The sequence below is a fragment of the Shewanella sp. SW24 genome (genome assembly GCF_025653395.1).
Taxonomy (GTDB): Bacteria; Pseudomonadota; Gammaproteobacteria; order Enterobacterales; family Shewanellaceae; genus Shewanella; species Shewanella oncorhynchi.
Genome location: NZ_JAKKSH010000006.1, coordinates 112,039 through 135,207 on the forward strand (window position 1 = coordinate 112,039; position 23,169 = coordinate 135,207).

A 23,169-nucleotide genomic window follows, 5' to 3' on the forward strand; every position below is an offset into this window, starting at 1 on the left:
TTTGTGGTGTGTTAACGTGTCCTTTGCTCAGCGCTGCTAAGCATAGGGCGCTTAAAGGCATGGCTTTGTCTAAAGGCCGCCAAGGGATTGTCGATGCCGCCGGCGAAACGCAGGTTTTTCTCCCTGTCGGCGAGGTCTATCATTTGCTGGTTATTATTCAATTGGATACGATTGAGGCACGTGCGTACAAAGCTGTCCTTAAACAGATCGTATTGGGCAAACTTGTCGGCCAAATGTGGATGCTGGGCTTGGTAATCACGTACATTGTCCGCCACTAACTCCCAGAATTGGCTTTCACTGACACTGGTTTGCTCATCGAGCAGCGGTGCTAAATAGCGGAAAATACAGTCAAAAATATCCAGTAAGATGTAGTTAAGTTTCATCTCTTCTTCAAGGCTCACCGCAAGGCGTTTTACATCATCAGGTAGCGGCTTCGCGCCATTGAGTACCGCGACTTCTTCGCCTATGTCTTTCATCAAAATCTTGACTGGCACATATTCATCGAGCACTAAGATCAGGTTTTCACCATGGGGCATAAAGACCAGATCGTAGGCGAAAAAGGCATGTAACAGCGGCGATAAATACAGGTTTAAGTAGCGACTGACCCAGTCCTTTGCTGGCAAGCCTGAGGCGGCTATCAAGGCTGCAATAAGGGCCTTATCTTCATGATCAGTATGCAGTAGCGCAGCCATGGTCATCAGATTTTGCTTAGGCTCAATGTGTGGCAGTGGGCTTTCGCGCCACAGGGCAGAAAGCATTTTTTTGTAGGCGCTATCTTGGGTGAGTGCCTGCTCGTAATAGGTGTGGTGATAACCTATTGCGGCAATTTCTTTGAGGATCACAAAGCCTTGTTGGGCAAAGTAAGGATCGTTTTCAACCAAGTTTGCAACCCACGCATTGATCTGCGGTGTGCAGCTCATGTAAAGGGGCGATAGACCACGCATAAAGCCCATATTAAGGATAGAAAGCGCGGTTTTGACGTAGCACTTTTGCGGTGACGCAAGATTGAAGAAAGTGCGTATCGATTGCTGCACTTGGTATTGCTCATTGCCTTCACCAAGATAAACCAGATCGCCACGGGCTATATCGCCGGCAAAGACGCGGGCGATTTTTTCACGCCACTGCCAAGGGTGCACAGGCATAAAGTAGAAGTCCTGTGGATCATGCTGCTGGGTTTTAAGACGTTGTTGGAAGTCAGTGAACTGCTGGCCAAGCTCTTCCTTTAGTAATGCGTCGTGACTCAAGTTTTCGAGGGCGGCAAACGTGGTTTTGTTTTTGCGGACTCCAAGCCAGACTAACTGCATCGGCATCGCGCTTTCAGGGGCAAATTGACGGTAATCCTGCATATCAAAACCAATCCGGCCATTATTGGCAATAAACACCGGATGGCCTTCTGTCATACCCGCTTCTATGCTCTGATAATCGGCTCGCGCCAGCGTGGCTGCGGGAATCGCCTGATGCGCTAACTTGTACGCCTTGCTGTAGAGGGTACTAGTGATTTCCTCTAAATACGTGGGCAGTAAGGTTTCGCTGATCCCTAAGTCATTTTTAAGGGAAATGATCAGCGACATTGCATCGAGGATTTGCTCTTGTCCTGCAAGTGAAACGCGGATGGTATCGGCATCAATCGCGAGATGATCTAGCTGATAATGTCGTGCACTAAAATAATAAGTGCTGTCTTTGAGCCTGAGTTCATAGTGATTGAGCCCCGCTTTTTGCCCGTACAGGGTCGGCGTAATGAGCTTCTCGTGGGTGAATTCGCAGAGGATTTTCTTCACTAAATGACGATTAGCCGCTTGCCAATAGGCGGGAGTCAAATGCTCCGGCATAGAAGTCGATGTTGTCGACAGCGCCGAGCTTTGTTGAGCATGTACTGCTTGATCATGATGATCTTGCGTTGGCAATGGGTTAATTAATAAGGCTTTTGTGGGTAAGTTCATCTAATTCACCTAAAGAGTCGATAATGTCATGGGAGAGATTGCAGATGCCGCGAGCGAGCTTGGCTTTGCTAGGGCTGGGCTTGCTAAGTTTGGCAGAGCAGACGTTGACTGATCTGAGCTTGGCAGGGCAGAGGTTGTTTGGGCTAGGCTCGTCAAAGAGGGTGTGCTCGATGGTCGAAGGCGCTGGGCCGCAGTGCAAAATCCGAGGAAAGCAGCTTTAGTGTTTAACTTAATCGCTTTTTCATAGCGAATGCCTATCAGGCTATTTAAGCGATGAATTTTGTTATTGAGTTGATCGGGTTCAACCACGAGGCGATTAAAGGCTAGTTTTTCAAGCACGAGCTGCGCTATCGCATCCATCACCTTCAAGGATAAGCCGCTGACGGGTTTGCCATCTGGCGGCGCGATAATCAGATGCATACCACAATCACCCGGCGCAACACGATAGTGCTGGCCGATTTCATCGTGGACGGGATCGTAGAGCTCCACCATAAATAGCGCTTTGGCCTGCCATTCACCTATCAAGGCAAACTTGTGCTCTGTTGTTGCTAACAGATTTTTTATGGCATCAAGGTTCAAGCCCTGCATACCCCAAAACTTGGCGTAATCTTGGTTAAACCAAGACTGTAGTGTTGGGATGTCTTGTGTAAGGTCTAACGGTCTGAACTGAAAACCATTAATGCTCGAAATAGCGGATAGTTGCGTTAAACAATGGTTACTAAATTGGCTTGCCATTATTATGCCTCCTGGTTCGGCGCCATTAAGACCGGCATATTGGTTCCCGCGCCTGAACTAACGGTTGAACTTGTGCCAGAACTTGGAATCTTGGTTGGAGGGATAGTTTGTGGCGCATCAACTTGAGTTTTTCTGTGCGGCGCCTTAGGAAAATGTCTTGGATTAAGATCCAGCGTGTTAATTGCATTGGCGCCGCAGGGCTGATGACTGGCAAGTTTGGCCGGATCGAAGGTTTGAAACGCGATATGTTCCTCAATGTGGTAGGGCGCATAACCGAGCACAGCTTTTAAGATGGTGCCGTTGCGATAACAGCCCATACCCAGATCTGGAGAGCTTATCCCATGGGTATGCAAACCGACATTCTGGACAAAAATATCCCCTCGAATATCTATGCTGTAATCACGCTGCACGCTAAGTTGTCCGGCGTCATCGAATTCGACTTGTTGCTTAATACCACTGATAAACTCGGGTAAACGATAGTGGTAACCTGTGCCTAAAATAACGGCGCCCGTTTCTTGCTCAAAGGTGTGATTTTTTTCATTGTGGTGGAAATGCAACTTGAGCATATTGGCTTGGGGCTCGATATGAGTCAGCGCCGCATTTGTCATCAGTCGGCATTGAAAATCGGCCAATAGGCGTTTTTGATATAACAAATCGTAAATGTCGTTTATCAGCTCAGAATTTATCCCTTTGTAGAGCTGTTTCTGGCTGGCGATCAGTGAGCATCTTTGATTAGGGGTCAACTCGTGGAAGTAATCGACATAATCTGGCGAGGTCATCTCTAAAGTAAGCTTGGTATATTCCAAGGGATAAAAACGCGCTGATCGTGTCATCCAATTGAGTTGATAACCATAGGTATCAATATCTTGCAGTAGATCGTAAAACACTTCCGCCGCACTCTGGCCACTACCAATTACTGTGATGGCACTCTGACTCTGCAGGTAGGTTTTTTGCTGCATATAACTGGCGGTATGCATGACCCGTGCATCTTGGATTGGGCAATCCTTTGGTAGATAAGGTTCAGTGCCAGTGCCTAGCACTAGCTTTCGGCATTGATAGGAATGGGTTTTACCACTGCGCCTATCAAAACCTGTAACTCGATAAATACTTTCACCTGCGTTGTAATCCACTTGAGTGACCTTAAAACCAAATTTAAGGTTGCTGAGTTGTTGGCTCACCCATTGGCAATACAAGTTGTATTCGTGGCGGGGTAAAAAGAAATTCTCACGAATATAAAAGGGATAAAGTCTGCCCGTTTGCTTGGCAAAATTAAGGTAGCTGTAGCGGCTGGTGGGATCGGCCATAGTCACCAGATCCGACATAAAGGGTGTTTGCAATCTTGAGGATTTGAGTAGCATGCCTGGATGCCAGTCAAAACTGGTTTTAGCATCTAAAAATAAGCAGTTAAAGCCGTCAATAGGTTCTGATAAGGCGGCGAGGCCAAGATTGAATGGGCCAATGCCTATGCCAAGTAGATCAAAGATTTCGCGATCCATTTCCCTTTGCTGTGTACTCACTTACGCCTCCTTGGCAACATGCTGCTGCGCGTTGCCGATCCAGTAATCAGTTACCTAAGGACGCAAACCAAAGTGAATGCGGTTATCAAAATAGACTGTTTGGCTATTTATCTTGCGTTGTTCAACTCGCTATTTTTAGCTCAGTCCTTAGGCCATTTCCTGCTGTCTCTGTCCCGACAACGGTAGGTAAATTAGCATGTGAAAATATTCAAATGCAAACCATTCTCATTTGGGTGGGGCTGTGGGTTAATACTTTTAACTGATGAATAAGGGGGGCGGATACGGTTAATGGTACAAATAAGTAAATGACAAAGGAGTGATAATTAGGCAGCGTTTTGGGGATGTATCATTTAGGGTTTTACGAGCTCTATTTTTATAAAATATATAAATACAGTGGGTTACATTAATGCTTGAGTTGGTTCGAGAACAGAGAAAAATTGATTTAGGTGGGAGCCATGTCATCCTTATACAATAAACATAGGTGCCGCTAAACGGTCAGTGTAAATCCATTGTAAAGCGTGGACAGGGGGCTCAATGAGCGCTTTGATTTAATACGATTGGTATGATGTAGGTCGTACTGTTTTAGTTTAAGTAAATATGGGCAGGGTAACAGATCGAGCAATTATCGATGTAATTTTTAGTCGCTGTACGCATACAGAGAAGGAGTTCAAGATAAAGCCGTCCTAAAACGGCTTTGAAATAAAATAGTTAAATCGGAAGATTAAGTCGTAAAACTAGCGTAAATCGACAAAATGAGCTGTGATTTTACGCACCAAAGGTAACACCATCAGCAGTGTCGGAAAGGCGACAACCCATGAGATCAGCCAAGCGCCGAGCCAGAGTTCGAGAAATTGCGGTGAAGCGCCAACGCCATTGAAAGTGCTAATCCCAGAAACGATACAACTCATGAGAATAGAGAGAAAAAATGGCATCACCACAGTGGCATACTTGGCCGGTAATTTGGGTGTTCCCAAAAAAGTACGAGGTTTGTTATCGGGTAAAGATTTAGAAATGGTCATCGGATCCTCTAATGGATATGTATCAGGCGAATGATTTGTTACAGGCTAGCACTATACCTTTTTTTATCGACTCAATTCATCCAATTTGTTACCCAAAGCTCGCCTGTTACATTAACCCAATGGCCTAGCGAGATAGGGGATTTTCCCAGTTCATTATCAAAGGGGAGCGGTAGATTTGATTGCAACAGGTAAATTGTATCTTCGAGTGTTTGGCTGATGTCGATGATTTGTCCCGAAGCTTCAAAGTGACAGTTATGCAACGGGAATTTTAGATGCTGGTGTGGAGTTTGTTTAATCATATCAGCTTGAAGACTTGCACTTGCTAATCGGCCAAGCAATTCAACTGTGACCCATTGGTTAACCGGAAAGCGAATTTCGGCCTGCTGATCGCTACCTTGGTAGTAAAACCAAATTGGTGCACCATTATCGCATTTACCTGCAACTTCACCTTCAAAACCACAGCCCCAAGGCGTTAATTCGAGAATATAGATCCGATACTGCATAAAAAGTCCGTTTTTCTTCGATAGGGCATTCTATCGAGGAACTGTGACTAAATAAATACGCTGTCAGTGTAGTACTGCGTGAGTGTCAGTATTGCCTTGATAGATTGTGTTTGAGGGAGATAAAGGCTGAGTAAACATAGAGCTTGGTAAATACAAACAAAATAAGCGAGGCGACGAGTCTACCTCACTTATTTTATTTGTAATTGAACTTTTGATTTATATTGGATTATTTAAATCAAGACTCGCTTAGGTTGCAGCCTTCATTGCGCGAGTAAATTCCCCAAGCGTTGCAAGTAGCTTAACTTCATCGTGCTGGTGGGTTTCGATGATTTTTACTACGGCAGAGCCAGAAATCGCCCCCGCAGCGCCCGCTTTGATGGCGGCGCTTACCTGTGAAGGCTCGGCAATACCAAAACCGAGGAGCGGTGGCGGGGCGTTAAAGGCTTTTAATTTAGATAAAATTTCCTCTACCGGCACGCCAGCTTTCGTGTCTGTGCCTGTGACTCCCGCGCGGGATAAGAGATAGGTGTAACCTTCACCACTTTTACTCACTTGCTCCAGGGTTTCACTGTCAGCATTGGGTGGCGCGATAAAAATCGGCGCAATACCATGGGCTTTAGCGGCTTCGCTAAAGGGCGCAGATTCTTCCACTGGCACATCGGCGATAAGTACTGAATCCACACCCGCTTGCTGCGCTTTGGCGTAAAACGCATCTATGCCGTTAGCAAACACCAAGTTCGCATACAGCAGCAAACCGATTGGTAGTTCTGGGTATTTTGCACGTACTTGCGCCAGTAATTCAAAACACGCCGTTGGAGTCGTGCCAGCGGCTAAAGAACGCAGGTTAGCGCCTTGGATCACAGGGCCATCGGCCAAGGGATCGGAAAACGGAAAGCCCAGTTCTAAGGCATCGGCACCGTTTTGCACTAAGGTATCGATAATTTTTAGCGATAACTCAGGGCTAGGATCGCCAAGGGTGACGAAGGGGACAAAAGCGCCACGGCCTTCAGTTTTGAGTTTGGCAAAGGTGGCTTGGTAACGGCCAGTGTTGGTAGACGTGTCACTCATGTTTATTATTCCTCTTTACCATTCAAAATGTCAGAAACGGTGAAAATATCTTTGTCGCCACGACCGGAAAGATTGACCACTAAAATGGTTTCTTTGGTGCACTCGCGCGCCATTTTGACGGCATAGGCGATAGCATGCGCTGATTCTAATGCGGGGATAATCCCTTCACAGCGAGCCAGTTGTTGGAAGGCTTCCAAGGCTTCATCGTCGGTAGCCGATTCATAACGGGCGCGGCCTGTGGCATTAAGATGCGCGTGCTGCGGGCCAACGGAGGGGAAGTCCAATCCTGCTGAAATCGAGTAGGACTCTTCGATTTGACCTTCGCTATCTTGCATCAAAGGCGCTTTCATGCCGAAGAAAATACCAGTCTTACCGTGTTTAAGCGGCGCGCCGTGCATTGGCGTGTCTATGCCTTTACCCGCAGGTTCGACGCCAATCAGTTCGACACTTGGTTCGTCGATAAAGTCAGCAAACATGCCGATAGCGTTGGAACCGCCGCCCACACAGGCGATAACCGCATCGGGCAGGCGACCTTCACGTTCCAGCATTTGTTTTTTGGTTTCTTCGCCAATAATGCGTTGGAATTCACGCACTATGGTTGGGAACGGATGTGGCCCCGCAGCGGTGCCTAGGAGATAGTGGGCCTTTTCGTAGCTGCCAGACCAGTCGCGCATCGCCTCGTTACAGGCATCTTTTAAGGTGGCAGAACCTGAGGTGACAGGGATCACTTCCGCACCCATCAAACGCATTCTAAATACGTTAGGTGATTGGCGCGCAACGTCTTTGGCACCCATATAGACTTTACATTTTAAGCCTAACAGCGCGCAGGCAAGGGCGGTGGCAACGCCGTGTTGTCCTGCGCCGGTTTCAGCAATAATTTCTTTTTTACCCATGCGCTTAGCAAGCAGGGCTTGGCCTAACACTTGGTTGGTTTTATGGGCGCCGCCGTGGAGTAAATCTTCCCGTTTAAGGTAGATTTTCACCATAGGATTTGGGCTTAAATTGCGGGTTAAGGTGAGTGCTGTTGGGCGACCCGCGTAGTTTTTCAGTAAATCGGTAAATTCGGCTTTAAAGTCGTCATCTTCCTGCGCTTCCACAAAGGCAGTTTCTAATTGCTTAAGGGCTGGCACTAAAATCTGTGGCACATACATGCCGCCGTATTCGCCGAAATAAGGGTTAAGCTTTAACTTTGACATACCTTTTTCCTTATCTTATCAATCAGTTTGTCAGTGGCTTGATGGTGCTAATAGCGTCTTGGGGTTAACCGCATCATAGTGTTAACTGAGCCGTTATCTATTTGGCCACTGGCATTAATAGGTTCATATTGTTTGTTGAGCATCACTCTTGTCGAGCACCAACAGCATCTAGGGCTTCTTGCTTAGCGCGATAGGCTAGAGACGTAAATGGGCAAAAGCCGTTTGGATCAGTTGCGCCGATTTAATTCCTGCGGCGGTTTCTAGGCCAGAATTAAAATCTAAACCGTAAAATCCTTGGGCATTGGCACTGGCCGCATTCTCGGCGTTGAGTCCACCCGCCAACATGGCATGGGCCTTTTGCTGGCCTAAGGACTTCACATCAATATTTTGCCAATTAAAGGCTTGGCCCGAGCCGCCAAATTGGTTTGCCGTTTTACTATCAAACAGATATCGCGATGCTCCCTGAGGTAAGTTACCAAGCTCACCCGTTTGCGCATCGACGCTGACGGCTTTCCAAATTTGAGTGGTGAGTCCCGCTTGCTCAAGTCGCTTAGTGAGCTCTGCGATTTCAAGTTCAGTTTCCGTGCCATGCAGCTGCACGGCAGATAACTGCAAACTGGCTGCGGTATCCGTAATGGTGCTTGGCGCTGCGTTAACAAACACACCGACGAATTCAATGGCGGGAGCCGCGGATGCGCGATATTCCCTGAGCAATTGTTCAGCGGCGTTAAGGGTTAACGCGCGCGGGGATTTTTCAGCAAAAATCAGCCCGGCATAGACGGCGCCTGACGTTGCCGCGGCGCGAATATCTTCCATGCGGGTGAGGCCGCAGACTTTATTGTGACCGAAGATCAATTTACGGCAGGCTAAGTCGATATCAGCCTCGGCCATTATCGAACTACCGACGAGGAAACCATCGACCAGTGGACTCAGGCGGCGTACTTGCTCATTGTTGTAGATGCCAGATTCGCTGACAACCACGCGGTCGCTGCTAATGTGTGGCGCTAAGGCTTCTGTGGTGGCGAGATCGGTACTCAAATCCCTTAAGTTACGGTTATTAATGCCAATGATCGGCACATCTAATGCGATGGCGCGTTTAAGCTCTTCTTCGTTACTGACTTCGGTCAGCACATCGAGTTGATACTGAGCGGCTTCTTTCGCTAGGCGGTGATATTGCGCATCATCGAGTACGGATAGCATCAACAGAATGGCATCGGCGCCTTGGTGGGCGGCGAGTTTAATTTGGTATTCATCGACAAAAAAATCTTTGCACAGAATAGGTTGGTTCACCCGAGCGCGTACCTTAGGGATATAGTCCATATCCCCTTGGAAAAACTGCTCGTCGGTTAATACCGAAATGCCCGCCGCATATTTTCCGTAAATATCGGCAATGGCTTCTACATCAAACACATCGCGGATAAGCCCTTTGGACGGGCTGGCTTTTTTACATTCTAAAATGTAACCTGCTTTGGGCGCCTTGAGTGCGGCAAATAAACTGCGGTCAGAGATTTTTGGCGACAAGCTTGCCTCGGGGAAACGCAGCTTCAGGGCGGCAATATGGGCCGCTTTGGTATCGACTATACGGGTTAACACATTACTTTTTGGCATAGGGTTTGTTTCTGCCTGTGGCTGAGTTCTCATATCTTGGCTATTTGTTATCAGTTCTTGAGTCATTGCCACTTATTCCTTTGTTTCACTGCTGACTTTAGCTAATTGGCTTAACAATTCAAAGGCTTTACCGCTTTGTATGGTACTGAGCGCAAGTAAGGTTCCCGTTTTCACTGAATCAGCAATTCCACACACATATAAAGCACAACCGGCATTGATGGCGACCGCATTGGCATGCGCATCTGTGCCGTAACCTTTTAAAATTGCCTCGGTGATCAAGGCATTCTGCGCGGGTTCGCCGCCTTCTAAGTCACTGATTTGTGCTAAAGGCACACCTAAATCGGCGGGCGTGAGTTGATACTCTATGATGTCGCCGTCTTTTAATTCGGCCACTTGGGTGTTGCCGTGCAGCGCGACTTCATCTAAACCACTGCCGTGCACTACCATAGCGCGTTTTGTGCCAAGCGCCTTTAATACTTTCGCTATCGGTAAGACTAACTCAGGGCTATACACGCCAAGTAACATAAATTCGGGGCGGGCAGGATTGATAAGTGGCCCTAACACATTGAATAAAGTGCGCGTTTTCAGTGCTTGCCTGACCGGCCCCGCATGCTTTACTCCGCCGTGGTAGTGGGGCGCAAATAAAAAGCACAGGTTCAATGCGTCGAGGCAACGACTGGCGGTGTCTGGTGACATCGTTAAGTCGATACCAAACTGCGCCAAAAGATCCGATGAACCCGATTTACTCGACACGCTACGATTGCCGTGTTTGGCGACCTTGGCGCCCGCCGCCGCGGCAACAAAGGCCGCAGTGGTGGAAATATTAATGGTATTAAAGCCATCGCCACCGGTGCCAACTATGTCAACGATGCCATTGCTAAGGTTATCGCCATTCGAGTAGGGAAACGTCTTGGCGGCGGCGCGCATCGCATCGGCGGCGCCGCTGATTTCATCAATGGTTTCGCCGCGCATCTTGAGCGCGACTAACATGCCTGCCATAGTGGCTTCACTCATTTCACCGCGAATTAACGCGCTAAAAATCTCAAAGGTTTGCTCGCGACTTAAACTCTTACCTTGGTATAAAACGTCGAGTAAAAGCTGAATATTTTTTGTACTCATGCATTTACTCCTGCTGTCATGTCTTGGGTCAGAAATGCCAAGGTTTGAATGAGCAGTGTGCTGCCCAACGTCGTCAGAATCGATTCTGGGTGGAACTGAAACCCAACGGCTCTATGCTGCGGGTGCAAAATTGCCATCGGCATAGCGTCTGTGGTTGCAATCACTTGCAAGCAATCCGGTACTTGAGTGGCAACGAGACTGTGATAGCGGGCAACGGGCAGGGGAGAGGGCAAACCGGCAAATACGCCAGTACCGTCATGGAAAGTGGGGCTTGCCTTGCCGTGTACCACAAAAGGCGCGCGCGCCACTGTGCCGCCGTAATATTCCACCATGGCTTGATGCCCAAGGCAGATCCCCAGCATTGGCACCTTACCCGCAACTTTGGCGATAAGTGCCATCATAGAACCTGCCTCATGGGGGGCACCAGGACCAGGTGATAACACGAGGGCTGCAGGCTCTTGTTCGTTAAGCAGTTTTTCAGCGATATAATCGGCGGTAACATCGTTGCGGTAAATCACCACTTCACAGCCAAGGCTGCGAAATTGATCCACTAGGTTATAGGTAAAGGAGTCAAAATTATCGAGTAGATAGAGTTTCATGTTTGGCTCCTATTTATATTGCACTGAAGAGAATTGTGCTGAAGTGGATTGAGTTGACGATTCATTCACTGGTGATTCAGTTACTAGCAGTCCAGCGCCCATTTTGATGGCCGAAATCACGGCTTGGGCTTTTTGACGGGTTTCATCTGCCTCGCTTTGTGGATCAGAATCAAATACCACGCCAGCGCCCGCTTGAATAAAGGCGGTACCATTTTTAACAAAGGCGGAGCGGATCACGATGCAAGTGTCCATGTCTCCAAGGGCATTGAGGTAACCCACAGCGCCGCCATAGCTGCCGCGACGGGCTTTTTCTGCTTGGCGTACCAGTTGTGATGCACGTACTTTTGGTGCGCCCACTAATGTGCCCATATTCATACAGGCCTGATAAGCATGCAGTGCATCTAAATCTTGGCGCAGTTGACCCGTTACGCGGCTGACGAGGTGCATCACGTGGGAATAACGGTCAACTTTTAATAATTCGGCGACTTTGCGGCTGCCGCTTTGGCTGATGCGTGCGATATCGTTGCGCGCTAAATCGACCAGCATTAAGTGTTCCGACAGTTCTTTTTTATCTAAGCGCAGTTCAAGTTCAATACGGCTGTCTAAGTCAAAATCAATCTCGCCCGTGGCGGTTTTACCGCGTTTGCGGGTGCCTGCAATCGGGTAGACTTCCACCTGATTACTGCTGGCATCAAATTTGAGCGCACTTTCTGGTGAGGCACCAAAAAGCGTGAAATCTTGGCTTCTGAAATAAAACATGTAAGGGCTTGGGTTAGTCAGACGCAGGGCACGATAAGCCCCTAAAGTATTCGGGCAAGGCAAACTAAAGCTACGGGATGGCACCACTTGGAAAATATCGCCCGCAATAATGTGTTCTTTCAAATCGATAATGGTTTGTTTAAACACCTCATCGGAAATATTGACTTGCTCAGTTGCGTCGATGGCGACCAGTGTCGGTATATCGGCAGGTGAATTACCCAGAGTTTTACATTGTGTGCTTAACTGCTGAACTCGCTCGCTTAGCGCTGCGGTAATGGCGGCATACTGGTCGGAATCGCCACTAAAATTATGGGTAATGATGTCAGCTTGTTTCAGTTTATGGTCAATAAGGATTAAGGTTTCAGCGAGGTAAAATAAGTAATCAGGGCAATCGTTATCGCGGTTCGGTACGGCTGGCAGCGGTTCGACGGTATCAATCAAGTCGTATGCCAGCACGCCACCTAAAAACAGATCCTCAAAGGCGGGTTTAGTCTGGCTGTCAGTATGGGCGCCACAATCAATCTGCTGGATAAACATCCGCAGACCATCGAGTGGCGAGGTCGATTTTAAGCGCGCATCTTCATCCTGCAGCTGAGTGTCTTTTTGCAGCGTCACCACTAAGGTCAAGTTATCTCCGGCCACATTGACAGCAGTACTGAAAAAGAGCGCGATGGGAGCAAGTAAGCTCGCGCCATTGTCGGTCAGTGCGGTGAAGGTCAGCTGATAACCGTCACAGCGGATCATCATGGCGGCATGGGTCATTACCATGCTTTTTAAGTGATCTTTACTGTCGATTTCGGCCGATTCGAGCAACATAGTATGGGGCGCATCTTGGGTGATGTGCTGATATAAGCGTAGTGGATCGCTGTGGTAGGTTAATGCCGCCTTGAGTGTGCTTGAGCGTGCGAATGTCTGTTTGGGCATGTTCATATTCCAGCTACCTTATAAAATGTCTTTAACATCATGAGTTATCTCGCTTTCTTAATTTTTTTACCCGAGTCTGCCGACATTTTTCGCACCTAACAAAAAAGCCCGCATTTCTGCGGGCTTCTTGTTGATTCTGGTCACTTTCAAATGAGCACAGAGCTTCACACCACCCGCTACGTTGGGAAGTGCCACCACCAAATGATGTTTAATGAAGCGTTAATGTGTGTCATTCAAAAGGGTCTCGCTAATTCAGTAATTGGTGTATAGAAAACCTTAGCTGGAGCTGAATGTCAATTGAATATTTTTCACTTCCTGCGATTTATTCGCTGCAATGATGCATAAAATTGATGTTACTCAGCCACAAAATACGAGATAGCAGCGCATTTGTTAACAAGTTCGCGTACAATAGCGCCATGAATACTCAAAGCATATTGGCTGATCTACATAGCCACACGACCGCGTCCGATGGTCAGTTAACGCCGTCTGAATTGGTGGCAAGAGCCCTTGAAAAGGGGGTGCAGTTATTTGCCATTACCGATCACGACACAGTGGCTGGTTTACCTGAAGCCCGTGCCTTTAATCAGGCACAAGCTACTCCATTGAAATTGATTTCTGGCGTGGAAATCTCTACTCGCTGGAACAGTTACGATATCCACATAGTGGCGCTTAACTTCGATGCTGATAATCCAGCGTTATTAGCATTTTTAGAAAACCAGCGTGAATTACGTGAATTACGTGCTCAAGAAATTGGTCATAGATTAGCTAAAGCTGGCATTGAAGGTGCCTACGAAGGTGCTAAGGCGTTGGCGGGTGATGCGGCATTGAGCCGTGGACATTACGCTCGCTGGATGGCTGAAAATGGTCATGCTGTGGATATGCCCAGCGTCTTTAAACGCTACCTTGCCCGCGGTAAAACCGGTTATGTGCCTAATAATTGGGGTGATATGGCCAGTGCCATTGATATCATCCATAACGCAGGTGGATTAGCCGTGTTGGCGCATCCCAGTGGTTATAAGTTATCGGCTAAGTGGCTTAAGCGCTTAGTGCGTGAATTTAAAGAAGCGGGTGGAGATGCCATGGAAGTGGTGCTTGGCCAGCAAACATTAGACGACAGGGCCAATCTTGTGGCGCTGAGTGTCCAAAACCAGTTGCTTGCATCGATAGGGAGTGATTTTCACTTTCCGAGCAATTGGATAGAATTAGGTAAAAATCTGTATCAGCCCCAAGGTATTGATTGGGTCTGGCAATCGGAATCTTGGATGGAACGACCATGAGTCAGTTTTTTTATGTACATGAAGTAAATCCGCAAACGCGGCTTATAAGTCAGGCGGTTGCCGTATTGAAAAGCGGCGGTGTAATTGTTTATCCCACCGATTCGGGCTATGCCTTAGGCTGCCTGATTGGTGAGAAAGACGCGATGACGCGGATGGCGAGAATTCGTCAAATTGAGAACGATCATAACTTTTCCTTGATGTGCCGTGATTTATCCGAGCTTGCGACCTACGCTAAAGTGGATAATCAGGCGTATCGCATCCTAAAAAGCTGCACGCCTGGGCCTTATACGTTCATTTTCAAAGCGACTAAAGAAGTACCGCGTCGCTTACAAAATGACAAGAAAAAGACCATAGGTATTCGTGTGCCCGACAATGTGATCGCACTGGCGTTACTTGAAGCCTTAGATGCGCCGCTGATGTCGACCAGTTTAGTGATGCCGAATGCAGAATTTGCCGAGTCTGATCCTGAACAAATTCGTGATTTGCTCGAGCATCAAGTGGATGTGATTATCCACGGTGGTTATTTAGGCGAAAAGCCAACGACTGTGATTGATATGTCTGAAGATGGCGCCGAGATTTTACGTGAAGGCGCGGGTGATATCACGCCGTTCCTCTAAATTTGCCGCATTAGATTTATCGCTAATGGATGCGGGTAAGTGATTCGGATAGTGGTAGTCAACATTTGGCAGTTTTATCGCCGTAGATTTACAGGTATAATCGCGCGTTTGGCGTTAGCCTAGGTTGGATAGCGCAGTGTTAACGGAGCAAGATAGCGGATGCAGGGCACGCAACAAAGTTTACCCTTAGCCGTTATTCGTGGTCAGGCAATGACCGAAATGCCGCTGGATTTGTTTATTCCGCCTGAGGCATTGGAAGTGTTCCTCGAGTCCTTTGAAGGGCCATTGGATTTACTTTTATATTTGATCCGTAAGCAAAAATTAGACGTTGTCGATTTACCCATTCAGCAAATCACCGCGCAGTATTTAGAATATATTACGTTGCTGACTCAGGCTCGAATCGAACTTGCCGCTGATTATTTAGTGATGGCGGCAACGCTTGCCGAGATTAAATCCCGTTTGCTGCTGCCGCGTATGGTGGCCGAAGATGAGGTTGAGGAAGATCCACGGGCACAGCTTATTCGGCAGCTTAAAGCCTATGAAGTGATTAAAGAAGCGTCGCAAAAACTCGATGATTTACCGCGGCTCGAGCGGGATGTATTTCAAGCCAAAGCAGTGGCAGCACCCGACATTAAGCCGTTAATGATCCCGCCAGAAGTTTCGTTGTTTGAAATTGCCCGCGCCTTTGGTGATGTACTCAAACGTATCGATGCCTATGAAGATCATCACGTTAAGCGTGAACAGTTATCGACCCGTGAGCGCATGAGCCAGATTTTAGCCATGCTGAACTCGGAAGATTTTACGGCATTTGAACGTTTATTTACCCTAGAAGAAGGCCGTGCCGGCGTGGTAGTCACCTTCTTAGCTTTGATGGAATTAGTCAAAGAATTATTGGTCGAATTGTACCAAACAGAGCCGTTTTCAACTATTTACGTTAAGGCCTATTAATTGATGCAGATAAATCCGACTCAATTAAAACAGCTTATTGAAGCGAGTTTGTTTGTATTGGGGAAACCCTTGTCGGCGAAAATGTTGAAAGACACTGTATTGGTGGATTTCACGGTTTCTAGAGACAAAATAAAAGCTGCATTGGATGAGCTGCAGCAGGATTATCAAGACAGAGGTGTGCAACTTGTGAAAGTCGCTGGGGGTTATCGCTTCCAGACCTTAGAAGTCTTGAGTCCATTTTTGCAGCCTCTGTGGCAAGAAAAGGCGCCTAAATATTCGCGTGCGACATTAGAAACCTTGGCGGTGATTGCTTATCGTCAACCTGTGACTCGTGGCGATATTGAACAGGTGCGCGGTGTGGCTATAAGTAGCCATATCATAAAAAGTTTGTCAGATAGACATTGGATTAAAGTAGTTGGCCATAAAGAAGTACCGGGGCGACCCGCGTTATATGCCACTACCTTAGAATTTTTAGCATATTTTGGCTTAGACACCTTAGCGGATTTACCGCCGCTGTCGGATACTGAGTCATTGCAGGCGGTTTTTTCAGGTTTGAAATCATCGCCAGAACAGTCAGAAGAGCATAATACTAATGAGTGAAAAGTTGCAGAAAGTCTTGGCCCGTGCAGGCCATGGCTCCCGTCGTGAGATGGAGGCATGGATTGCTGCAGGCCGAGTTAGTATTGATGGTGAAATTGCTAGCCTTGGGGATCGTATTGAAGCTGATGCTAAAGTACGTATCGATGGCAGAGCCATTTCGTTAAAGTCTGCCGAAGATGTGATTTGCCGTGTGCTGGCATATCATAAACCTGAAGGCGAAATTTGTAGTCGTAAAGATCCTGAAGGCCGTCCAACGGTATTCGATCGCTTACCTAAAGTGCGTGATTCACGCTGGGTAGCGGTTGGTCGTTTAGACATTAACACCTCAGGCTTATTGTTGTTTACGTCAGATGGTGAGTTGGCGAACCGTTTAATGCATCCATCGAACGAAGTCGACCGCGAATACGCAGTGCGTACCTTTGGTGAAATCCCTGAGGCGACAGTACAACGTTTACGTACTGGCGTCATGTTAGAAGACGGCCCTGCGCAGTTTGATAGCATCAAACCAGCGGGTGGCGAAGGCATGAACCAGTGGTGGCATGTGTGTTTACGCGAAGGTCGCAACCGTGAAGTGCGCCGTTTGTGGGAATCCCAAGAAGTGCAAGTGAGCCGTTTGATCCGTATTCGTTATGGTATGGTCGAACTGCCAAAATCACTGCCTCGTGGTGGCTGGGTTGAATTGCCCGTAGAGCAAGTTAACTACTTGCGTAAGCTGGCAGGTCTTGAGCCCGAAACTCGTACTATGCTCGCCGCTGATAAACACAGCGTAGCCCGTGCTCAGGTGAAGAGTGCTAAAATTCGCCGCGCCGTACGTAAGCATAAAGTAACCGGATCGGGAAAACCTAAGCCATCGCGTCAGCGCAGCTAAGTTGTTTTATCCCAATGAAAAAGGCCGCTAAGCGGCCTTTTTGCTTTCTGTTATTTGCAGCTATGTTATAACAAGTCTCAGTTGGATTGAGGAGTGAATGGATGAAGCTAATTTCAGTGAAACGGATTTGGGAACACGCTGCCCATAATGCGTTTACCGATTTAATCACGTTTCAGGGGGCACTGTTTTGCGTTTTCCGTGAAGGGACTGCCCATGTGTCACCCGATGGTGCGCTACGAATTCTACGCTCAGCGGATTTAGGCGACACTTGGCAGAGCGTGGCGCTGATCCGTTCGGATGAGGCGGATTTACGCGATGGCAAACTGATTGAGTATCAAGGGGAATTACTCTTACTCGGCGGCGGGACTTTACACGATAAGTCCGGCTTACAATCACATCTTTGGCGCTCAGCCAATGGGCTAGCGTGGTCGGATGCGTTAAAAGTCGCTGATAAAGGCTATTGGTTATGGCGCTTAACCGAGCATCAAAATGCACTCTATGGCGTGGGTTATCGCGCTGGGCCTGATGGCGATACTCGCTTGTATAAAAGTGATGATGGGGTGCAGTTTGAGACTTGGTTAAAGGTGTTTAATAATCAAGGTTATGTCAACGAAACTGCCATTGTTTTTCATCAAGAAAACGGCTTTTGTCTATTGAGGCGCGATCCCGTATGGGGCCCAGAATTTGTCGGTTTACTCGGCCGCAGTCAAATGCCATTCACTGATTGGCAATGGCAAGAACTCGATAAGCGCATTGGTGGGCCAGTGATGTTGATGTATCAATCCCGTTTGTTGGCTGTAGTGCGTTTATACGATGAGCAAGTTCGTACGGCTTTAGTTGAAATTCATCCAGATACTGGCGTGGTTCAAGAACTACTGACACTGCCATCGAAGGGCGATACCAGTTATGCGGGCGTTGTGATTGACGGAAATGAGTTGTGGGTAAGTTATTACTCCAGCCATGAGTTAGCTGACTCACAGCTGGATACACAAAATTCGCTTGATGAGTCAAACAGAGTCGCCAAAGCTAAAACGATGATTTATTTTGCAAAAATTCAGTTAAGCTAAGATTGGCGGTGCGGTATCTTTGTCGTACTTAATGTCATCGACAAGTTCGGGTTTCATTTTGAGAATATCTAAAATAATAAAGAGCCATAAATAGGCCCTTTAATATTGCTGAATCATACAGGCAGAAACTCAATAAGCGATTCGATTACTGTGCGTTAAACTGCTGTCCGTTGACGGCACTAGAATCTTGACCCATCAAATAGAGATAGGTCGGCATGATCTCTTCAGCGGTTTTGAGATCCAGTGGATTCTCTGCAGGGTAGGCTTTAGCGCGCATCTCAGTGCGGGTAGCTCCTGGATTGATGCTGTTAACTCGAACTGAGGTGCCATCGCATTCATGGGCGAGAACTTGCATCATGCCTTCGGTGGCAAACTTAGAGAAAGCATAAGGTCCCCAATAGGCGCGGCCTTGACGACCCACACTGCTCGACGTAAAGATAATAGATGCACTGGGTGCTTGGCGCATCACAGGTAGTAATGCTTTAGTTAGCATGACTTGGGCCGTGACGTTCACTTTGAGCACGTCTTCGAGTGATGGAATATCTATGTGTTCAAACGGGCCTAAGGCACCGAGCAAGCTAGCGTTATGTAATAAGCCGTCTAAATGATCGAATTGCTCGGCTATGGTATCGGCCATATCGCGATAATTTTGTTCCGTTGCGCCCTTAAGATCCAATGGCACTATGGCTGGTTTGGGATAACCGGCTTGTTCTATTACGTCGTAAACTGCTTCCAATTTTTTCACTGTTTTACCAAGTAAAATCACAGTGGCGCCGTGTTTTGCAAACTCAATGGCGGCGGTTCGGCCTATGCCAGCACCAGCGCCTGTGACTAAAATCGTCTTGCCCTTGAGTAAATCTTTTGTTGCTTGATATTCCAACATGAGTTTCTTTTTCCTCTTGGCGAGAATGCCCGCCACTTCTAGAGTCGCCGAAGTGATAAACGCATGTTTCAAACAAATGAATGAAACTTTGTTATCAATAGCTAAAATCTTTGTGACAAACTTGTGGCTAACTCAATATTTTTACGTTAACTTGAAATGAGTTAGGGGCTAACATAAGCCCTATTGGTCACAGATCTAAAAGCTATTGTGACTAATTTCTTGGGGAAAACAAAACTATTACAACAAGATTTGGGGAAAAAAGATGAAAAGACTCATTTTGGGTGTTGCGATTGCATCTGCACTGGGCCTCACAGGATGTGGTGAGGACAGTTTTAATGAACTCAAGGATAAGACAGAAGTGCTCATCCCTGAATCGCACATGGTGTTCGACCCTGCTAATTCAAAAGTTCCATTACCGAATGATTTGCTGTTCAGTGGCACCAAAGATGGCACATTATCAATTCCGGGTGAAAGCTCGGGCAATTATGTTGACCCACAAATAGCGCTTGGGGCGTTAGATGGGTGGTCGACAACATCACCGATTTCTATTGATATCGATTTGGCGAAAAAACATGACGGTACACCGCTGACCTTAATGGCGGCATCGGTTGCGCAACCGAGTGCTGTCAGAATGTTTGAAGCTACAGTAGGCGGCGCATTATCGTCTGATCCCGAATGTAAGGCTAAACCGTCAGTTTCAGCCTGTAAAGTGGGCGCTGAGTTGCAGTTTGGCGTTGACTTTATATCAACCGCTTCGGGCAAAAAAGTGGTAATAATTCCGCTTAAGCCACTCAAAGCTGGGCAATCTTATATTTATGCGACAACGAATCTTATTCAAGATTCTGAAGGTCGTAGTATCGCTCCTTCAACGACCTATGGTTTGTTGAAGCTGGATATCAATACGTTACCTTTAGAAACGCCAGACCAATTGATGCTGCAAACCTTAGTGAACAGTTATGAGAAAGGGATTGCTGCGGCCCATAAGGTCGATCCTTTAACCATCAGTTACTCTGGCTTATTTACAACTCAGTCTGTTGCTAACGTCTATGAAACCACCAAATTGCTGATGGCGAAGGGAGTTCCCTATGCACCAAGCTTTGCCCAGATGCCAACACCGACTGGATTGACTGTGGCTCAAGTGGCGGGCTTAACACCAGCTGCTGGAGCTGCCTATGTTGCCGCAAACTTGGCTGATGTGTATACGGCAAAAATTAAACTGCCTATTTACGGTGATTGTTCTTCAGTTGGTTGTTTATCCGCTGAAGGTAAACCATTAATTAATGGTCATTGGAAAGCACAAGGTGATAGCCCTGTATCTGTGCTACTAGCACTGCAAGCGGGCACACTCAGCCAGAATAATTTTGGTATGCAAGCGGTGGCTAATGGTATTGCTAACCCTGCTGATGCTTTAGCCAATCCCTCGTTAATGGCGGGTAAAACATGGGTTTTAGACGATGGTACGGCAGTTGATAAAACCAAACATCTGACTAAATTCAATCCTATTCCAGCAATCAAAGGTTATGAAACAGTATCTGTACTGATTTCTATGCCCAATGCAACGAAATTGGCCGCTTTTTATCAACAGCAAGGTCGTGAGTTTATTCCTCCTACATCTGGTTGGCCAACAACAATTGCCCTTCACGGTTTAGGTGGCGGTAAAGAAATGTCATTGGCCTATGCCGGCACGTATGCGGCAATGGGGGTTGCAACTGTTGCTATTGATATGCCACTTCACGGTGCGCGTTCATTCGATGCTAACGGTGATGGGATTTATGAAGTCTCTGCGACAGATCCTGCCTTCGGTGCAGTTGTCGGTAAACCGGATGCCTTTAAAAATGGTAACCCGTTGGTGTTTGTGAATATTTCTAGCACTTTGTCGGTGCGAGATAACTTCCGTCAAGCGACGATGGACCATTTAGGGGTGCGTCTTGCTCTTACGGGCTTAGCACAGGGCTTAGCACAAGCAGGTCAGCCGCAAGTATTTGATGTGACTAAAATCAGTGCTCAAGGTCTGAGTTTAGGCGCCATTGTGGGCACTGATTTTGCGACCTATGCCAGCACAGGTATGAAGAATCCAGCAACCGGCGATGCCTTGCCAAATGCTTATGCTATCAATGCTGTATCCTTAGTTGCGCCAGCAGGTGGATTAGCAGGATCATTCGCAGGTTCTGCAACCTTTGGCCCAGTGCTGTTTAGTAATATTACGGCATCTGCAACTTTCCAAGCACAGGTCGATGCGGCTAATACAGCAGGTTATGAGCCTGGTAGCCCTGAATATGCGGCACTGGTGCAGGGGGTGTATGCCCAATTTATTCCGACGTTTGCCTTTGCGGTTCAAACAGCGGTAGATTCTGCAGATCCTGTTAACCATGCTGCTATGTTAAAAGCGACTGGCTTACCTGTGCACTTAATTGAAGTGGCGGGTGATGGTAACGGTAACTTAGCAGACCAAGTGCTGCCTAATCGCGTCGATAACTTCCCATTATCGGGCACTGAGCCGCTGATCGCTGCCATCGGGCTACCTTGTGCCGATAGCACGAGCAAAGGTCATGGCGTTGTACGCTTCGCTAAAGGTCACCACAGTTCGATTGTTGATCCTAAAGAAAAGGAATCAACGGATGGTATGGCCGCGGCTGCCACGGTTGAAATGCAGACTCAAGTGGCAACCTATGCAGCTACTGCAGGTAAGGGCGATGCGACGATTTTAGTGACAAACAGTGAGGTCATTGCGACTTGTCCTAACTAATCTTGCCTTAATCGGAAAAACCCAGCCTTTGCTGGGTTTTTTTATGGGCCTTTAGGCTGTTAGAATAGCGCGCAATTGACTGAATGATGTAACGCCCTAACGGAGAACACTTTGGAATTTTTATACGAGTATGGAATGTTTTTGGCGAAAGCCGTCACAATAGTGGTCGCAATCGTTGCCGTTATTATTGTGGTGTTGGCTTCTACTGTAAAACACAAGTCAGATAAGGGCGAGCTGAGGATCACTAACTTGTCTGAAGAGTTAGAAGAACTTAAGCATGGCTTAAAAGAAGAACTTCTGTCAAAGAAACAATTCAAAGCCTATGAAAAGCAATTAAAAGCTGACGAAAAGGCAAAAGACAAAGCCGCAGATGAAGCCTGCACGGGCAAAGTGTTCGTGATTGATTTTAAGGGCAGTATCGATGCCGCTGAGGTTGCATCACTGCGTGAAGAAATCAGTGCAATTATCGCTATCGCAGAAAAAGGCGATGAAGTGGTTGTCAATGTAGAGAGTGGCGGTGGTATGGTGCATGGTTATGGTTTAGCCTCCAGCCAGTTAGATCGCTTACGTCAATCAGATATTCCATTGACTGTCTGTGTTGATAAAGTCGCCGCCAGTGGTGGCTATATGATGGCTTGTGTAGCGAATAAAATTTATGCTGCACCTTTTGCCATTGTCGGTTCTATTGGTGTTGTTGCTCAACTGCCTAACTTTAATCGCCTGCTGAAAAAGCATGAAATTGATTATGAGCAACATACGGCCGGTAATTTTAAGCGCACCTTGACAGTATTTGGTGAAAACTCCGATGAGGGAAGACAGAAGTTTCAAGAAGAACTCGAAGAAACCCACGTCTTATTTAAAGCGTTTGTTGGTAAGTATCGCCCTGAGTTGGATTTAGTGAAAGTCGCTACTGGCGAGCATTGGTACGGTCAGCAAGCTATTGAATTAGGTTTAGTTGATGCGATTTCGACCAGCGATGATGTGATAATGTCACTCGCCACAGAGCGTACTGTGTACAAGATACGTTATCAGGTGAGAAAGAAACTTGCCGATAAAATTGCCCACGGTGCTTCTTTGTCTGTGAACGCTATTTTCAATCGCCTCATAGAAAAAAATCGTCCTATGTAATTCTGTCTATTGGTGAATAAAAGTAAAAACGCCTGCATTTGCAGGCGT

20 protein-coding genes and 1 other annotated feature are annotated in these 23,169 nt (G+C 47.2%); of the genes, 8 read left to right on the top strand and 12 right to left on the bottom strand.

Translation table 11 applies throughout. The features are described 5' to 3' along the window. Nucleotides 1-11: 11 nt before the first annotated feature. From L5M17_RS07225 to L5M17_RS07275, 11 genes are all read right to left on the bottom strand, one after another. Nucleotides 12-1,940: an IucA/IucC family protein gene (locus L5M17_RS07225; RefSeq protein WP_263146302.1), complete on the bottom strand. Its 1,929-nt coding sequence runs from the start codon at nucleotides 1,938-1,940 to the stop codon at nucleotides 12-14. A 9-nt stretch (nucleotides 1,941-1,949) separates the two neighbouring features. Further along, on the bottom strand, nucleotides 1,950-2,675 hold the full coding sequence (locus L5M17_RS07230) for a GNAT family N-acetyltransferase (RefSeq protein ID WP_263146304.1): 726 nt from the start codon (nucleotides 2,673-2,675) through the stop codon (nucleotides 1,950-1,952). A gap of 2 nt (nucleotides 2,676-2,677) precedes the next feature. After that, complete coding sequence (locus tag L5M17_RS07235) at nucleotides 2,678-4,192, bottom strand: lysine N(6)-hydroxylase/L-ornithine N(5)-oxygenase family protein (RefSeq protein ID WP_263146306.1); 1,515 nt, start codon at nucleotides 4,190-4,192, stop codon at nucleotides 2,678-2,680. Nucleotides 4,193-4,926: 734 nt separating this feature from the next. Further along, nucleotides 4,927-5,211 carry a DUF2798 domain-containing protein gene (locus tag L5M17_RS07240; RefSeq protein ID WP_028761002.1) on the bottom strand — a complete coding sequence of 95 codons (285 nt, stop codon included), beginning with the start codon at nucleotides 5,209-5,211 and terminating at the stop codon, nucleotides 4,927-4,929. 71 nt (nucleotides 5,212-5,282) lie between these two features. Then, nucleotides 5,283-5,714, bottom strand: a complete 432-nt coding sequence (locus L5M17_RS07245; RefSeq protein WP_263146308.1) for a glycerate kinase — start codon at nucleotides 5,712-5,714, stop codon at nucleotides 5,283-5,285. Between the two features lie 246 nt (nucleotides 5,715-5,960). Continuing rightward, nucleotides 5,961-6,782: a tryptophan synthase subunit alpha gene (gene trpA, locus L5M17_RS07250; protein WP_168824199.1), complete on the bottom strand. Its 822-nt coding sequence runs from the start codon at nucleotides 6,780-6,782 to the stop codon at nucleotides 5,961-5,963. A gap of 5 nt (nucleotides 6,783-6,787) precedes the next feature. Then, a complete protein-coding gene (gene trpB, locus L5M17_RS07255; RefSeq protein ID WP_063884781.1) occupies nucleotides 6,788-7,978 on the bottom strand; it encodes a tryptophan synthase subunit beta in 1,191 nt (396 codons plus the stop codon). Between the two features lie 195 nt (nucleotides 7,979-8,173). Further along, nucleotides 8,174-9,652: a bifunctional indole-3-glycerol-phosphate synthase TrpC/phosphoribosylanthranilate isomerase TrpF gene (gene trpCF, locus L5M17_RS07260; protein WP_263146314.1), complete on the bottom strand. Its 1,479-nt coding sequence runs from the start codon at nucleotides 9,650-9,652 to the stop codon at nucleotides 8,174-8,176. Nucleotides 9,653-9,658: 6 nt separating this feature from the next. Then, nucleotides 9,659-10,705, bottom strand: a complete 1,047-nt coding sequence (trpD, locus tag L5M17_RS07265; protein ID WP_263146317.1) for an anthranilate phosphoribosyltransferase — start codon at nucleotides 10,703-10,705, stop codon at nucleotides 9,659-9,661. Beyond that, nucleotides 10,702-11,304 (bottom strand): aminodeoxychorismate/anthranilate synthase component II, encoded by a 603-nt coding sequence (locus L5M17_RS07270; RefSeq protein WP_263146320.1) that lies wholly within the window; start codon nucleotides 11,302-11,304, stop codon nucleotides 10,702-10,704. Before L5M17_RS07270 ends, trpD begins: the two co-directional genes overlap by 4 nt. A gap of 9 nt (nucleotides 11,305-11,313) precedes the next feature. Further along, entirely contained in the window at nucleotides 11,314-12,987 is a 1,674-nt protein-coding gene (locus L5M17_RS07275; RefSeq protein ID WP_263146323.1) for an anthranilate synthase component 1, read from the bottom strand. A gap of 98 nt (nucleotides 12,988-13,085) precedes the next feature. After that, nucleotides 13,086-13,193 (bottom strand) — a sequence feature (Trp leader region). A gap of 210 nt (nucleotides 13,194-13,403) precedes the next feature. Here L5M17_RS07275 and rnm point away from each other — a divergent pair. The 6 genes from rnm to L5M17_RS07305 all read left to right on the top strand — a co-directional run bounded on the left by rnm (nucleotide 13,404) and on the right by L5M17_RS07305 (nucleotide 18,364). Then, nucleotides 13,404-14,264 (top strand): RNase RNM, encoded by an 861-nt coding sequence (rnm, locus tag L5M17_RS07280; protein WP_105253095.1) that lies wholly within the window; start codon nucleotides 13,404-13,406, stop codon nucleotides 14,262-14,264. Continuing rightward, on the top strand, nucleotides 14,261-14,881 hold the full coding sequence (locus L5M17_RS07285) for an L-threonylcarbamoyladenylate synthase (protein ID WP_028760994.1): 621 nt from the start codon (nucleotides 14,261-14,263) through the stop codon (nucleotides 14,879-14,881). The genes rnm and L5M17_RS07285 overlap by 4 nt, the downstream gene beginning before the upstream one ends. A gap of 159 nt (nucleotides 14,882-15,040) precedes the next feature. Further along, complete coding sequence (locus L5M17_RS07290) at nucleotides 15,041-15,829, top strand: segregation and condensation protein A (RefSeq protein WP_105252121.1); 789 nt, start codon at nucleotides 15,041-15,043, stop codon at nucleotides 15,827-15,829. 3 nt (nucleotides 15,830-15,832) lie between these two features. Beyond that, entirely contained in the window at nucleotides 15,833-16,429 is a 597-nt protein-coding gene (gene scpB / locus L5M17_RS07295; protein ID WP_113940746.1) for an SMC-Scp complex subunit ScpB, read from the top strand. Beyond that, on the top strand, nucleotides 16,422-17,297 hold the full coding sequence (gene rluB / locus L5M17_RS07300) for a 23S rRNA pseudouridine(2605) synthase RluB (protein WP_028760991.1): 876 nt from the start codon (nucleotides 16,422-16,424) through the stop codon (nucleotides 17,295-17,297). The genes scpB and rluB overlap by 8 nt, the downstream gene beginning before the upstream one ends. Before the next feature lie 101 nt (nucleotides 17,298-17,398). Next, complete coding sequence (locus L5M17_RS07305; protein WP_028760990.1) at nucleotides 17,399-18,364, top strand: hypothetical protein; 966 nt, start codon at nucleotides 17,399-17,401, stop codon at nucleotides 18,362-18,364. A 145-nt stretch (nucleotides 18,365-18,509) separates the two neighbouring features. Here L5M17_RS07305 and L5M17_RS07310 read toward each other — a convergent pair whose 3' ends face one another. Further along, entirely contained in the window at nucleotides 18,510-19,247 is a 738-nt protein-coding gene (locus tag L5M17_RS07310) for a YciK family oxidoreductase (RefSeq protein ID WP_168824184.1), read from the bottom strand. Between the two features lie 262 nt (nucleotides 19,248-19,509). On the opposite strand from L5M17_RS07310, the gene L5M17_RS07315 reads away from it, so the two are divergent. Next, nucleotides 19,510-21,993, top strand: coding sequence for a VolA/Pla-1 family phospholipase (locus L5M17_RS07315; protein ID WP_263146327.1), 2,484 nt, complete (start codon nucleotides 19,510-19,512; stop codon nucleotides 21,991-21,993). A gap of 111 nt (nucleotides 21,994-22,104) precedes the next feature. After that, nucleotides 22,105-23,121 (top strand): protease SohB, encoded by a 1,017-nt coding sequence (sohB, locus tag L5M17_RS07320; RefSeq protein ID WP_198572807.1) that lies wholly within the window; start codon nucleotides 22,105-22,107, stop codon nucleotides 23,119-23,121. Nucleotides 23,122-23,169: the final 48 nt, after the last annotated feature.

Excerpts from the sequence above, each read along its gene's own strand:
- trpCF (WP_263146314.1), bottom strand. The coding sequence starts at position 9,652 with ATGACTCAAGAACTGATAACAAATAGCCAAGATATGAGAACTCAGCCA.
- scpB (WP_113940746.1), top strand. The coding sequence starts at position 15,833 with ATGCAGATAAATCCGACTCAATTAAAACAGCTTATTGAAGCGAGTTTG.
- L5M17_RS07310 (WP_168824184.1), bottom strand. The coding sequence starts at position 19,247 with ATGTTGGAATATCAAGCAACAAAAGATTTACTCAAGGGCAAGACGATT.
- rluB (WP_028760991.1), top strand. The coding sequence starts at position 16,422 with ATGAGTGAAAAGTTGCAGAAAGTCTTGGCCCGTGCAGGCCATGGCTCC.
- trpB (WP_063884781.1), bottom strand. The coding sequence starts at position 7,978 with ATGTCAAAGTTAAAGCTTAACCCTTATTTCGGCGAATACGGCGGCATG.
- rnm (WP_105253095.1), top strand. The coding sequence starts at position 13,404 with ATGAATACTCAAAGCATATTGGCTGATCTACATAGCCACACGACCGCG.
- L5M17_RS07275 (WP_263146323.1), bottom strand. The coding sequence starts at position 12,987 with ATGCCCAAACAGACATTCGCACGCTCAAGCACACTCAAGGCGGCATTA.
- L5M17_RS07240 (WP_028761002.1), bottom strand. The coding sequence starts at position 5,211 with ATGACCATTTCTAAATCTTTACCCGATAACAAACCTCGTACTTTTTTG.
- L5M17_RS07305 (WP_028760990.1), top strand. The coding sequence starts at position 17,399 with ATGAAGCTAATTTCAGTGAAACGGATTTGGGAACACGCTGCCCATAAT.
- trpA (WP_168824199.1), bottom strand. The coding sequence starts at position 6,782 with ATGAGTGACACGTCTACCAACACTGGCCGTTACCAAGCCACCTTTGCC.
- L5M17_RS07225 (WP_263146302.1), bottom strand. The coding sequence starts at position 1,940 with ATGAACTTACCCACAAAAGCCTTATTAATTAACCCATTGCCAACGCAA.
- L5M17_RS07290 (WP_105252121.1), top strand. The coding sequence starts at position 15,041 with ATGCAGGGCACGCAACAAAGTTTACCCTTAGCCGTTATTCGTGGTCAG.
- L5M17_RS07245 (WP_263146308.1), bottom strand. The coding sequence starts at position 5,714 with ATGCAGTATCGGATCTATATTCTCGAATTAACGCCTTGGGGCTGTGGT.
- trpD (WP_263146317.1), bottom strand. The coding sequence starts at position 10,705 with ATGAGTACAAAAAATATTCAGCTTTTACTCGACGTTTTATACCAAGGT.
- L5M17_RS07270 (WP_263146320.1), bottom strand. The coding sequence starts at position 11,304 with ATGAAACTCTATCTACTCGATAATTTTGACTCCTTTACCTATAACCTA.
- L5M17_RS07315 (WP_263146327.1), top strand. The coding sequence starts at position 19,510 with ATGAAAAGACTCATTTTGGGTGTTGCGATTGCATCTGCACTGGGCCTC.
- L5M17_RS07230 (WP_263146304.1), bottom strand. The coding sequence starts at position 2,675 with ATGGCAAGCCAATTTAGTAACCATTGTTTAACGCAACTATCCGCTATT.
- L5M17_RS07285 (WP_028760994.1), top strand. The coding sequence starts at position 14,261 with ATGAGTCAGTTTTTTTATGTACATGAAGTAAATCCGCAAACGCGGCTT.